This is a genomic window from Pseudonocardia adelaidensis (assembly GCF_039543345.1).
Taxonomy (GTDB): Bacteria; Actinomycetota; Actinomycetes; order Mycobacteriales; family Pseudonocardiaceae; genus Pseudonocardia; species Pseudonocardia adelaidensis.
In genome coordinates this window covers 1-12,406 of sequence record NZ_BAABJO010000004.1, presented here as the reverse complement: position 1 = coordinate 12,406, position 12,406 = coordinate 1, and the positions used below count along the sequence as shown (strand labels likewise).

At 72.2% G+C, this 12,406-nt stretch carries 13 protein-coding genes and 1 pseudogene; 10 read left to right on the top strand and 4 right to left on the bottom strand.

Going from position 1 to position 12,406, the window contains the following annotated elements; genetic code table 11:
- Window positions 1–18 precede the first annotated feature (18 nt).
- On the top strand, window positions 19–909 hold the full coding sequence (locus ABEA81_RS05725) for a MerR family transcriptional regulator (RefSeq protein WP_345603738.1): 891 nt from the start codon (window positions 19–21) through the stop codon (window positions 907–909).
- A gap of 27 nt (window positions 910–936) precedes the next feature.
- Here the strand turns inward: ABEA81_RS05725 and ABEA81_RS05720 are convergent, their stop codons facing one another.
- The 3 genes from ABEA81_RS05720 to ABEA81_RS05710 all read right to left on the bottom strand — a co-directional run bounded on the left by ABEA81_RS05720 (window position 937) and on the right by ABEA81_RS05710 (window position 2,789).
- Entirely contained in the window at window positions 937–1,878 is a 942-nt protein-coding gene (locus tag ABEA81_RS05720) for a fumarylacetoacetate hydrolase family protein (RefSeq protein ID WP_345603737.1), read from the bottom strand.
- Between the two features lie 210 nt (window positions 1,879–2,088).
- Complete coding sequence (locus ABEA81_RS05715; RefSeq protein ID WP_345603736.1) at window positions 2,089–2,439, bottom strand: alpha/beta fold hydrolase; 351 nt, start codon at window positions 2,437–2,439, stop codon at window positions 2,089–2,091.
- A 44-nt stretch (window positions 2,440–2,483) separates the two neighbouring features.
- Window positions 2,484–2,789 (bottom strand): alpha/beta fold hydrolase, encoded by a 306-nt coding sequence (locus ABEA81_RS05710; RefSeq protein WP_345603735.1) that lies wholly within the window; start codon window positions 2,787–2,789, stop codon window positions 2,484–2,486.
- A 119-nt stretch (window positions 2,790–2,908) separates the two neighbouring features.
- Here ABEA81_RS05710 and ABEA81_RS05705 point away from each other — a divergent pair.
- The 5 genes and pseudogenes from ABEA81_RS05705 to ABEA81_RS05685 form a co-directional block, all read left to right on the top strand.
- Window positions 2,909–3,124, top strand: a pseudogene (locus tag ABEA81_RS05705) (helix-turn-helix domain-containing protein); the annotation flags it as partial.
- 653 nt (window positions 3,125–3,777) lie between these two features.
- Window positions 3,778–4,008, top strand: coding sequence for a hypothetical protein (locus ABEA81_RS05700; protein WP_345603734.1), 231 nt, complete (start codon window positions 3,778–3,780; stop codon window positions 4,006–4,008).
- A 167-nt stretch (window positions 4,009–4,175) separates the two neighbouring features.
- On the top strand, window positions 4,176–5,183 hold the full coding sequence (locus ABEA81_RS05695) for a 1-aminocyclopropane-1-carboxylate deaminase (protein WP_345603733.1): 1,008 nt from the start codon (window positions 4,176–4,178) through the stop codon (window positions 5,181–5,183).
- Between the two features lie 87 nt (window positions 5,184–5,270).
- Window positions 5,271–7,178 carry an FAD-binding protein gene (locus ABEA81_RS05690; protein WP_345603732.1) on the top strand — a complete coding sequence of 636 codons (1,908 nt, stop codon included), beginning with the start codon at window positions 5,271–5,273 and terminating at the stop codon, window positions 7,176–7,178.
- Entirely contained in the window at window positions 7,175–8,086 is a 912-nt protein-coding gene (locus ABEA81_RS05685; protein WP_345603731.1) for an LLM class flavin-dependent oxidoreductase, read from the top strand. The genes ABEA81_RS05690 and ABEA81_RS05685 overlap by 4 nt, the downstream gene beginning before the upstream one ends.
- A gap of 115 nt (window positions 8,087–8,201) precedes the next feature.
- Here the strand turns inward: ABEA81_RS05685 and ABEA81_RS05680 are convergent, their stop codons facing one another.
- Window positions 8,202–8,630, bottom strand: a complete 429-nt coding sequence (locus tag ABEA81_RS05680; RefSeq protein WP_345603730.1) for a helix-turn-helix transcriptional regulator — start codon at window positions 8,628–8,630, stop codon at window positions 8,202–8,204.
- A 392-nt stretch (window positions 8,631–9,022) separates the two neighbouring features.
- Between ABEA81_RS05680 and ABEA81_RS05675 the strand changes: the two genes are divergently transcribed.
- The 4 genes from ABEA81_RS05675 to ABEA81_RS05660 all read left to right on the top strand — a co-directional run.
- Window positions 9,023–9,910: a right-handed parallel beta-helix repeat-containing protein gene (locus tag ABEA81_RS05675; RefSeq protein WP_345603729.1), complete on the top strand. Its 888-nt coding sequence runs from the start codon at window positions 9,023–9,025 to the stop codon at window positions 9,908–9,910.
- Window positions 9,907–11,283: a NosD domain-containing protein gene (locus ABEA81_RS05670; protein ID WP_345603728.1), complete on the top strand. Its 1,377-nt coding sequence runs from the start codon at window positions 9,907–9,909 to the stop codon at window positions 11,281–11,283. Before ABEA81_RS05675 ends, ABEA81_RS05670 begins: the two co-directional genes overlap by 4 nt.
- Window positions 11,284–11,562: 279 nt before the next feature.
- Window positions 11,563–12,168, top strand: a complete 606-nt coding sequence (locus tag ABEA81_RS05665; RefSeq protein ID WP_345603727.1) for a cytochrome P450 — start codon at window positions 11,563–11,565, stop codon at window positions 12,166–12,168.
- Window positions 12,074–12,406: nuclear transport factor 2 family protein (locus ABEA81_RS05660; protein ID WP_345603726.1), on the top strand; the 333-nt coding region annotated here is incomplete at its 3' end. The genes ABEA81_RS05665 and ABEA81_RS05660, both read left to right, overlap by 95 nt.

Here is a 12,406-nt window from a genome sequence, read left to right as displayed (position 1 = left end):
AGGAGGGAGACTGGTCTCATGCGGTCGGGGCTGACCATCGGGGAGTTCGCAACGGTGACGCACCTGAGCGTGCGGACACTGCGCCGCTACCACGAGGCCGGGCTCCTGCAGCCCGCCAGCGTCGACCCCTTCACCGGCTACCGGTACTACGAACCTGGGCAGATTCCCACCGCGCAGGTCATCCACCGGCTCCGGCAGCTCGACGTGCCGCTGGCGGAGGTCAAGTCCATCCTCGCCACCGACGATCCGGAGCAGCGCGCCGATGTCGTCATGCGTCACCTGCAGCGCTTGGAGGCCGAGCTGGACCGGACCCGGGCCGCGGTCGTATCGCTGCGCCGGCTGCTGCGTCCGGACCCCGCCGACATCGACGTCGAGCTGCGCTCGGTGCCCGCCCGCACCGTGGCGGCCATCAGTGACCGCGTCGAGCGCGGCGGATCGCTCGCATGGTTCGACGCCGCGATGGCGGAGCTGGACGCGGCGTTCCCGCCGGCGGAGCGCACCGGACCACCCGGCGGGCACTACGCCAACGAGCTGTTCACCCACGGCGCCGGTGCGATGACCGTGTTCCGGCCGGTCCGCGCCCCCCGCCGATCGGGGCGGATCGACGTCGTCGAGCTCCCGGCGGCCGACCTCGCCGTCGCCGTCCACGTCGGACCGCACGACGACATCGAGGTCACTTATGGCCGTCTCGGCGCCTGGGTGGTGGAACACGCCCTCGCGGTCGACGGACCGGTCCACGAGATCTACCAGGTGGGGCCACGCGACACCGAGGAGGCGGACCGGTGGCGCACGGAGATCGGCTGGCCGGTCTTCCGCCTCGCCCCGGGCGTCGCGCCGGACGCGGGTTCCGGCGAGCGCGGTGCCGGGCACGCCGGAGGTTCCCGCAGCACGCCGGCGCCGGGAACGTGAGCTGCTGTCCTGGCGGGTGGAGGCCGGCTACCGGGGCCGGCCGATGGTGTTGGTCAGCGCCCCGATCGCCTCGACCTCCAGGCGCACCACGTCCCCGGCCTTCGGGAACCGGCGCATCTCCAGTCCGCAGCAGCCGGGCAGCGTCCCGGTGGACAGCACGTCTCCCGGGCCGAGGGACTCCCCGCGAGCGGCGTAGGCCACGGCGGCACCGAGGCCGTGCAGCGGGCCGGCCGTGCTGCCCTGCGCCCACTGCTCGCCGTTGACGAACACGCGCCCGGTCAGCTGCTCGAAGCGGGGCAGCACCTCGTCGGCGGTGACCACGACCGCCGACATCGCCCCCGCGAAGGTCTTGGCCTTCACCACTCCACCGAACGTGCCGTTGCGGGTGTCGTCCCACTGCGTGTCCCGGGCCGACCAGTCGTTCATCACCACGAACCCGCCGATCGCCGCCAGCCCCTCCTCGGGCGTGCAGTCGCGCACCGGGCGGGCGAGCACGACGCCGATCTCCAGCTCGAAGTCCAGCACCCGGGCGAACGACGGCCAGCGGACCGTGTCCCCGTCGGCGAGCACCGACCGGTGGTTCCCCAGGTAGAACTGCGGGTCGCGGTAGTAGTTCGGCTCGGGCCGAAGTGCCGGGAGGAGCTTGCCGGTGAGCTTTTCGAACCCACCGGCCACCGCCCGCAGCGCCGGCGGCGCGAAGGCCGCAACCATGCCCCGGGCACCGTTGATCATGTGCGACCCCCACAGCGCGAAGGCCCGCAGCGACGCCGGCGCGAACGGGAGCCCGGTGGGCGCGTCGGTCTCGACCCGGTCGGGACCGGCGAGTACCGACCGGGCTCGTTCGACCGCCTCCGCCCCGTCGGCCAGGAAGGCCGGCACATCGTGGTTCCAGTCCGCTCCGACCACACCCCAGGCGCCGGACGCGGCGTCCAGGGCGACCAGCCGCCCGGCGTTCATCCCCAGCTTCATGCGAGCTCCTCGCGGCGAGGCCCCGGCGTCCAGCCGTGAGCCGAATCGGTGTGGGTGGCGACCAGCAGCGCGTCGGATCAACCCGGCACGGACAGCGATCGCATGGCACGACCCGCGTGCCGCCGGACGCGGTGCATCCAGGTCCATCCGGGCGGTGGTCGGGTGGTGGGATCAGCTCGCGGTCGCTACGGCCCGGTGGTCCGGCAGGGCTCAGTCGGCGGCCGCGGCCTGGAGGATGAAGTCGGCGACGGCCTGCGGCTGGGAGGCCGGGAGTGCGTGCGAGGCGCCGGGGACCTCGACGGTGGCGCGGGCACCGGCGCGTTCGGCCATGAAGCGGAAGGCCTGCGCCGGGATGGCGAGGTCGAGCTCGGGGTAGATGAACCAGGACGGTGTCGTCCTCCAGGCCGGCTCGCCCGAGCCCTCGGTCAGGGCCGCGGTGTTGAACGGACGCTGAGTAGCCGCGTCCAGGGCGACCTGCTCGGCGGACAGGTCCGCGCTGAAGTGCTGGTGGTAGGCGTTCTGGTGGACGTAGACGTCGGCGGTACCGTCCGCCAGCGGCACCTCGTAGAGGTGCTCCCCGAGGGTGGCACCGGGGAACTTGCCGGTCAGGTCGGGGACGTTCTCGCCCTTGTCCGGGCGAGGCCGGCGACGTAGACGAGGGCCGTGACATCGCGGTTGCCGCGGGCGGCGTTGGTGATGACCGCGCCGCCGTAGGAGTGCCCGGCGAGCACCACCGGCCCCCTGATGCTGTCGAGCAGGTCCGCGACCGCGGCGGCGTCGCCGGTGAGGGTGCGCAGCGGGTTGCCGGCGGCGATGACGCGGTGACCGGCGGTGTGGAGCCGTCGGATGACGCCGTTCCAGCTGGCGGACTCGGCGAAGGCGCCGTGGACGAGGACGATGGTCGGCTTCACGGTGCTGTTCCTCCGGTGTCGTTGGCCCCTGATGGTGCCGTGGTGTCCGGCGTCGGCCGAACGGCTCCACTCTCGGCCGCGCGACCGACCGGGGAATCAGTCATCCGACTGCCGCCGCGCCAGGGGGCGGCGAGCACCGCGAGACGTTCCCGCCCGATGTCGACAGCCTCGAGCGGTACCTCATCGACCGGGTGATCGTGAAGGTCGGGGTCCCGGTCGAGCTGATGAAGAACAAGCACGAGTCCACGGTGGTGCGCGAGCTCGACGAGGCGGGCTACTTCCGGATCAAGGACGCGGTGGACCACCTCGCCACCGAGCTCGACCTCACCCGTTGACCGGGTTCTGCCGGTAGGTGCATCTCGAGGACGGTGCAGCTCACCGCCTCCACGAGTCCAGTGTGGCCGGTGAGTGGGTCGCCGATCGGGGTGCCGGTGCCCCCCGCGAATGCACTGGCCCACGGCGGTCCGGAACCAGGAGGGCGGCCAGGACTGCGGCGACGGCGACGGCGACGGCGGTGAGTGCCGCGAACCCGTAGGTGTAACCGTCCTCCGAGGGGATCGGCGAGATGCGCCACCGACTCGTGCCGCGAGGCTGAACCACCCGCGAGCCGGCGTGCGCTCCGCCATGACGAAGAGCGCTGCCCGCTTCCTCGCGCCGCGCGACCGCCTTCGGCTGCGTGGGCAGCCCGGTCCGGAGGAACAGGCGGCGAGCGGTACCCGCTGACGGCGGACGACGAGTACGCCTTCGCGTCGGCCTTGCCCCGCACGGCGACGGGCGATATATTGCATATCCCTTTGCGGGCGACGCGACCGACCCGACAGCGACACGTGCTCGACGTCCAACCGGTGCGGCCTCGTCCTGCTCGATCTGCACGACGATTCGCACACCTGGGTCGCCCGGCCCGTCCTGCCGTACCTCCCGACCCGACAGAGGTCGCCTGGTCGAGCGGCTGGGGCGGCACCCTCCACGAGGAGGAACTGAGATCGAGATGTACGACGAAGTCCGCCGCAGCGGACAGGACGTCCGCCCGGACGTCGCAGCCGTGATCGCCACGGGCACCCGAGCGTTGATCGCGGAGGTCAACCTGCTCCCGGTCGAGGTGGCGGGGCGCCCGTTGCCGGCCGCCGACCACGTCGAGATCGACGGCGGCCCGCGCGGACCGCGGTGGACCCGCGCTCCCGAGGTCGACGAGGCGCTCCTCCGGTCCGTCGAGCGGTAGGGCGGAATGCCGGCCCGGAACGGCGAATGTCTCGTGGCGCAGCGTCCTCGCTCAGCTGCCCGTCCGCCGGCGTACGCGGGTCGCCGGAGCTCCCGATCCGGCGGCGTCCGGGCTTGGAGCCGCGCCCGAACCCAGCTCCGAACCCCCCGATCCCTGTGAGGCGCCCGATGTTCCTCGACGATTTCGACCGTTATCCGCTGCTTTTCGGCCCGAGCCCGGTGCACCCCTTGGAGCGGCTGAGCCGCCACCTGGGAGGTGCGGAGATCTGGGCGAAGCGCGAGGACTGCAACTCGGGGCTGGCCTTCGGCGGCAACAAGATGCGGAAGCTGGAGTACATCGTTCCCGACGCGCTGGCGAAGGGCGCCGACACCCTCGTCTCGATCGGTGGCTACCAGTCCAACCACACGCGTCAGGTCGCGGCGGTCGCCGCTCGCCTCGGCATGAAGGCCCGGCTCGTGCAGGAGCGGTGGGTCGAATGGCCCGACGTCGTCAACGACAAGGTCGGCAACATCCTGCTCTCCCGGCTCATGGGAGCGGACGTGCGCCTGGATCCGTCCGGGTTCGGCATCGGGATCAAGGACACGTGGGAGACCGCGCTGGAGGAGGTCCGCGCGGCGGGCGGCGTCCCCTACGGCATCCCGGCCGGCGCCTCCGAACACCCGCTGGGCGGGCTGGGCTTCGCGAACTGGGCGTACGAGGTGCAGCAGCAGGAGCGCGAGCTCGGGGTCTTCTTCGACACGGTCGTCGTCTGCACGGTCACCGGCTCGACGCACGCCGGGATGGTTGCCGGGTTCGCCGGGCAGGACCGCCCGCGCCGCGTGCTCGGTATCGACGCCTCGGCGACGATCGACCAGACCCGCGCCCAGGTCGCCCGCATCGCCCGCCACACCGCCGACCTCATCGGCCTCGGCCGTGACCTGCGCGACGACGAGATCACGGTGCTCCAGGGCTGGGCGGGCGAGCGCTACGGCATCCCGGTCGGATCGACGATCGAGGCGATCCGGCTGACGGCGCAGCTCGAAGGGATGATCATCGACCCGGTCTATGAGGGCAAGTCGATGGCCGGGCTCGTCGACCTCGTCCGCCGCGGCGAGATCCCCCCGGACTCCACCGTCCTCTACGCGCACCTGGGTGGACAGCCGGCGCTCAACGCCTACGCCGGAGCATTCGGCTGACCCACCGGTCCGGGAGCGGGACCCGCCGGGAACAAACCGTCTGTCTGTAAGATTATCTGTGGTACAGACGGATGAACAGAGGATCAGATGGTCATCGAGGTGGGGATCGCGGTCGCCGCGCCTGCGAGCGAGGGCGACCTGGAGGGGCTCATCGCGCTGGTGCGGCGGGCCGAGGCAGCCGGCCTGGAGCTCGTGGTCGTCGGACAAGATGCGGCCGAGGGCGTCGACGAGCCGGGACCCGGATTCGACGCCTGGACAACCGCGGTCTGGATCGCGGGGAGCACCAGCCGGATCTCGATCGGGGTGCCGAGCCCGACCACGACCGGGTGGGACCCGACGGACGCGGAGGCGCGCCCCTCGGCGATCGCGGCCAAGGCGCGCGAGAGCCTGGACGTGCTGGCCCCGGGCAGGCTCGTCCCGGCGGAACCCGGTTGGGTCACCGCGCCCCGGGGCGCCGGCCCCCCGGAGCTGGCCGAACTCGGCGTGGCCGGACTGCCGGTCGTCGTACCGGTCGGCTCCGTGGCGGAGGTGGAGCGGCTCGCGGCGCTCGTGACCGACGGTGCGGCCGGGTCGCGCCCGAGACGGACCGCCGCGGCGCGTGCCCGGCGCCGACCGGACATCGACTACGACGGCCTGCCGGCCTCGTTGGTCGACGTGGCGATCGAGCCCGGCGATCCGGACTACCGCAGCGTGACCTCCACCTACCTGCGCGGCGGTGCGCCCGGCCTCGTCCTGCGCCCGCGCAGCCCGGCGGAGGTGGCGGACGCGCTCGCGTTCGCACGGCGCCACATGCACCTACCCCTCGGCATCCGCAGTGGCGGGCACGGCATCAGCGGCCGGTCCACCAACAAGGGCGGTCTGGTCATCGACGTCGGCCGGCTGAACCGGATCGAGGTCGTCGACGCCGACCGCCGGCTCGTGCGGATCGGGCCGGGCGCGACGTGGAAGCAGGTGGCGGCCGCACTGGACGCCCACGGCTGGGCGCTCGGTTCGGGCGACTACGGCGGTGTCGGGGTCGGCGGGCTGGCCACGGCCGGGGGGATCGGGTACCTCTCGCGCCGGCACGGCCTGACCATCGACCACATCCGCGCGGTCGACGTCGTGCTCGCCGACGGCCGGCTCGTGCGCGCGTCGGCGACGGAGAACCCCGAGCTGTTCTGGGCGGTGCGCGGCGCCGGCGCCAACTTCGGCGTGGTCGTCGCGTTCGAGTTCGAGGCGGACGAGGTCGGCGACGTCGGCTACGCGCAGCTCACCCTCACCACGCCGGACCTCGAGAACGCGCTGCGGGAGTACGGCCGCATCGCCAGCACGGCGCCCCGGGACACCACGGTGTTCCTGGTCACCGGGCGCCCTCGGCAGGGGCTGTCGGTCCTGCAGCTCTACGGCATGGTCGACTCGTCCGAGCCCGACGTGATCGTCGAGCGGCTCACCCCGTTCGCCGAGTTCGCCGATCTCAGGGACCAGATGGTCGTGCTCACCAGGTACAAGGACGTGATGAGCCTCGCCGCCGACGTCGGCCCGGACGGCCAGCACGGGTTCGGGGAACCGGTGTCCCGGTCGGCGTTCCTGCCGGCGCTCACCGACGAGTTCGCCCGCGACGCCGCCGAGCTGCTGCGCAGCGGCCTCGTCTACTTCTTCGAGCTGCGGAGCATGGGCGGCGCGATCGCCGACGTCCCCGAGGACGCGATGGCGTTCGCCCACCGCACCCCCGCGTTCCAGGTGACCGTCATGGGCAAGGACCAGCAGGCCCTCAACGCCGCGTGGGACGCGTTCGCACCTCACGTCGACGGCCTCTACCTCAGCTTCGACACCGATCTGCGGCCCGAGCGACTCCGCGACGCCTTCCCGCCCCCCGTACTGGAGCGGTTGCGGCGGATCAAGCGGCGCTACGACCCGGGCAACGTCTTCCGCGACAACTTCAACATCGACCCGCGCACCGACGCCGGCAGCAGACGCTCCACCGGCGCCGTGCTCGAGGAGGAGCTCGCACGATGACCGACTACGGGCACGACCTGCTGTTCGGAACGTTCGTCACGCCTGCTGCGCAGACGCCGCAGCACGTCCTCGAGTTGGCCGTCACCGCCGACCGGGCCGGCCTGGACCTCGTCACGTTCCAGGACCACCCGTACCAGTCCACGTTCCTGGACACCTGGACCCTCCTGACCTACGTCGCCGCGCGCACCGAACGGGTGCACGTGAGCGGCAACGTCCTCAGCCTCCCGCTGCGCCCGCCGGCCGTCTTGGCGCGGTCCGCGGCCTCGCTCGACGTCCTGACCGGCGGCCGACTCGAGCTCGGGATCGGCGCCGGCGCCTTCTGGGACGGCATCGCCAGGATGGGCGGGCGCCGCCTGACCCCGGCCCAGGCCGTCGTCGCCCTGCGGGAAGCGATCACGATCATCAGGGAGGTGTGGGACGTCGAGGCCGGCGGTGCGGTCTCGTTCGAGGGCCGCTACTACCGGCTGGACGGAGCCCGGCGCGGGCCGCGGCCGGCACACGACATCCCGATCTGGGTCGGCGCCTACAAGCCGGCCATGCTGGCCCTCACAGGAGCGGTCGCCGACGGGTGGCTCCCGACGATGGAGTACCTGCCGAACGGGGTGGACTCGCTGCCCGAGCTGAACGCACGCATCGATGACGCAGCGCAGGCCGCCGGACGCGAACCGGCCGCCGTGCGGCGACTGGTGAACTTCATGAAGGGGCGGTTCTCGCCGTCCTCGCACGGCCTGCTCGACGGGCCGCCGTCGCAGTGGGTGGAGCAGCTGGCCGATCTCGCACTCACGCACGGCATCAGCGCCTTCATCCTGGGTGGGGACGACCGGACGATGACCGAGCGGTACGCCGCCGAGGTCGCCCCCGCCGTGCGGGAGCTCGTCGCAGGGGAGCGGTCCCGATCAGGTGCGTGACGGGGTAGCGCCGCAGCAGCGGTTCACCGACGCGGCCGGAGGAGGGCAGGAGATCGAGCGTCGGACCGCTGGGGAGCACTGGCCCTGAGAACCGGTCCGCACCGCCGTCGACGGTTCAGCGCGCCCGGGTGGCCGTCGGCTCCGGGGCCGGCCGGTCCAGGCCGGGACGGGCGGACAGCGCGTCCCGGAGCCCGGCGCGGGACGAGACGCCGAGCTTGGGGAAGACCCGGTACAGATGTGCGCCGACGGTCCGGTGGGACAGGTACAGGCGCTCGGCGATCTGGCGGTTGGTCAGGCCGCTGGCGGCCAGGTGGGCGACCTCGAGTTCCTGGGCGGTCAACGACGTGACCGCGTCCGGCGGTTCGTCGGCCGGTCGGTAGCCGGTGGCGCGCAACTCCTGGTGCGTGCGGGTCAGCCACGGCTGGGCGCCCATCGCGGCGAACCCGGTGCCGGCGTCGAGGAGGTGCCGGCGCGCCCGGTGGAAGGCCTTCCGCCGGCGAAGTCTTTCGGCGAAGGCGAGGCGGATGCGACAGGCCTCGAACAACCACCGGTCGGTGGCGGGAGAGGTGAGCAGTGCCTCCAGCCGGGCGTCGGCGGGTCGCGTCCGGTAGGTCCGCGATGCGCGAAGCGAACAGGGCGCGGAGCCGGTCGCTCAGCGGCACGACGTCGGACTGCTCGAGGCAGTGCGTCGTGGGTCCGGTCAGGGTGGCCGCCAGTTCCACCAGGGCCAGCGGGTTGCCCTGGGCCAGGTCGAGCAGCCGATGCCGGGCCCGCGGCGGCAGGTGGGGGAATCGGGTGTCGACCAGCTGCTCGGACGCGTCCCGATCGAGTGGCTGGACGACCACGTCGGTCAGTCCGCGCCGGTCGAGGAAGCTCCCGCCGCCGGTCCGGCAGGACATCACCAGGCCGATGGGATGGCCTTCCACGCGCCGGGCGATGAAGCCGAGCACGACGGCGCTGGCGCGGTCGATCCACTGCACGTCGTCCACCAGCAGCAGGACCGGTGTCTGGTCCGCGACCGCCATGACGAGCGACAGCGTCTTCACCCACGTCCACAGCACCGGGATCGTGCTCGACGGCGTGCGCACCATCGGCGGCAGCCGCGGCCTGGTCACCGAGAAGAGCACGAGCGGCCTCGAGGCCCGCAACTCGACGTTCACCGGTGCCCGGGTAGCCGGCGCCTCGATCGACGGCGCCGGCATCGCCCTCAGCGGCGTGCAGATCAGCGCCGTGCGCTCCGGGGTGCGGGTGGAACGCGGCGCCCACGACATCCGGCTCACCGACGTCGCCGTCACCGGCGGGCAGGACGGCCTGGTCACCGCCCCGGCCACCACCGGGCTCGTCGTCTCCGGCCTCACCGTCACCGACGTCGGGGCCGACGGGGTGCGCACCTTCAGCCCGGACGCCCGCATCACCGGCTCCACCATCACCGGCGGCACCACAGGAATCGACGTCGCCGCGGGCACCACGATCACCAACACCACGATCACCGGTGCCGAGGAGGGTATCCACTCCCGTTCCCCGGACCCGGTGCACGCGGCCGGCATCACCGTCGACACGGTCGAGCTGGGCGTCAACATCGCTCCGGGCAGCCCGTTCCTGCTCACCGACTCCAACGTGCACGCGCTCGAGTCCGTGCGCGGGCAGGTGGATCAGATCGGCACGAACGACCTGAGCCTGCCGCCGCTGAACCTGCTGGGCGCGATCGGGGTCCCGCTGGTCGTCCTGGCGATCGTGCTCGAGGAGCTGCACACCGCCCGACAGCGGCGGATGGGCACCGCTCCGGGCCGCCGCCGCCCACCGCTGCCGGCAGGAGCGTCATGAGCACGCCTCAACCCGTGAACCCCCCGTGCCGCCGCACCCCGGGGCGGCTCGCGGCGCTGGCCGGTCTCGCCACGGTCATCGCGGTCGTGCTGGCCGGCTGCGCTGCACCCGGCCCGGCGCCGCTACAGCGCCGCGAGGTCGCCGCCCCGGCGGCGGCCGACCCGGTGCACCCGTGCATCCGCGCCGCCCCGGCGGGGGGCGGCGCCGACCCGGTCGCGCCTGCCGACCTCGACGTCCGCTATGACCCGGCGGCCCGTCGGATCGAGCTCGCCGCCGGCACGGACGTCTCGCTGCCCGCGCTCGCCGCAGCGGTGGACGACCCCGCGGCACTGCGTGAGACCGGCCCGGGGGAGTGGCTGCTCGGTGCGGACCTGGCCGTGCTCACCGGCGCGTCACTGAAGATCGGCGCGCCCGATGTCCGGTGGCTCAAGCTGAGCAGCACGCCCGAGCGCTTCGTGTCGGTGCAGGCGCAGGGCGGACGGCTGGACATCACCGGCTCGTGCGTCACGTCCTGGGACGACGAGCAGAGCCGCGTCGACGTCGACCACACCGACGGGCGCGCCTTCCTGCTCGCCAGCGACGGTGCCCAGATGACGATCACCCAGGCCGAGCTGCGCCACCTCGGCCACGGCGACGTCGAGTCCTACGGGCTGTCCTGGCGCACCGCGGGCACGGTCGGGTCGATCACCGACAGCACCGTCTCCCACCTCTACTACGGGCTCTACACCCACGAGGTCGCCGGCCTGCAGGTCCTCGACAACGAGTTCCACGACAATGTGCTGTACGGGATCGACCCGCACACCGGGTCGACCGGCCTGCGCATCGAGGGCAACACCGTGCACGACAACGGCAAGCACGGGATCATCCTCGCCGAGGACTGCACCGACAGCGTCATCCGCGACAACGTCGTCTACCGCAACGCCCACCACGGGATCGTGCTGTACCTGCACTCGGACCGGAACCTCGTCGAGGGCAACGAGACGTTCGCCAACACCGCTCAGGGCATCAACGTCAACGAGTCCGGCGCCAACACACTGCGCGACAACCGGGTCTACGACAACGGCGAGAGCGGCATCGGCATCACCCAGACCGGCCACGGCAACACGGTCGAGGGCAACCAGGTGCGCGGCAACCGCCAGGACGGCGTGCGCGTGGTCACCGAGGCCACCGGCACGACCGTGCGCGGCAACACCATCGCGGACAACGTCCGTTACGGCGTCTACGTCGACACCGGCGGCCCGGTCGAGGTCACCGGCAACACGGTCACCGGAAACCGGGCCGGCGTCGTGAGCACCGGCGACCCGGTCACCGCGGACGGCGTCAACACCGTCTCCGGCAACCACGACGCCGACCTCGTCGCCGACCACGGGTAGGTCACCTCGGCCGACGAGCCGCACCGTCCTCGGGGAGAACCAGAACCACCCGCGGCGGCGCGCCCCCATCCGCAGCCAGCCGTGGTGCTGCGGGTCGGCCGCCGTCCCTCGGCTCTGGCGCTACGGCCTCCCAGACGCGAATCTTACATAAATGTAGTAATATAGATGAACAGATAAACGTGCTTTTTCGTCGGAAAATATTGACAACTTACCCGCTCCGCGGGAAAGGGTGCGCAGCGCCCGCACCTCCCGGTGCCTGGGCGCGCGGGGAGGCGCCGGATGAAGTCCCTGGTGTCGCCTCTATCGCCAGGGTATGACGCATTCCTGAGCGATGCGCATGCGTTGCCGGGCTTCCTGTACGAGCTGATCGAGGAGAAGCGGCAGAACCGCGGTGACGACCTGTTCTCGGATCTGATCGCGGCCCGCGACGGGGGCGATCGCCCCAGCGAGGACGAGCTGACCGGTATGGCGTACCTGCTCGTCCTCGCCGGGCACGAGACGACGGTCAACCTGATCGCGAACGGGATGCTGGCCATTCTCACCCATCCTGACCAGCTCGCCCTGCTGCGGGCGGAGCCGGAGCGGATCGATGCGGTGATCGAAGAGCTCCTGCGCTACGACGACCCGGGCAAGGAGAGTTCGCAGCGCGATGATTCGCGCGGCAGGCCTGCTCGGGCTCGTTGGGCTGGCGGCGCGCCGTTCCGTTCGGACACGTGTGTGACGCGGAGCGCTCGAGACGCGTCCGCCTCCAGCTTGACCCTCCCCCCGGGGGAGACCGGACGGTGGGGTCATGAGCACACGCCATCGAAGCGAGGACACCGCAGCCTCGTGGGACGAACTGCCGGCGGCGATCAGGACGTACCTCACCGCGCACCAGTCCCGTGACACCGACACCGCCATCGCGACCTTCGCCGGCGACGCCGCCGTCACCGACGAGGGCCGCACGCACCACGGACGCGAGGAGATCCGGACCTGGCTGGACAGCGCGGCCAGCGTGTACACCTACACCACCGAGTTCACCGGCGCCACCAACACCGGGCAGGCGCGGTTCGACGTGGTCCAGCACCTCGAAGGGAACTTCCCCGGCGGACAGGCCGACCTGCACTTCCGGTTCACCCTCGAC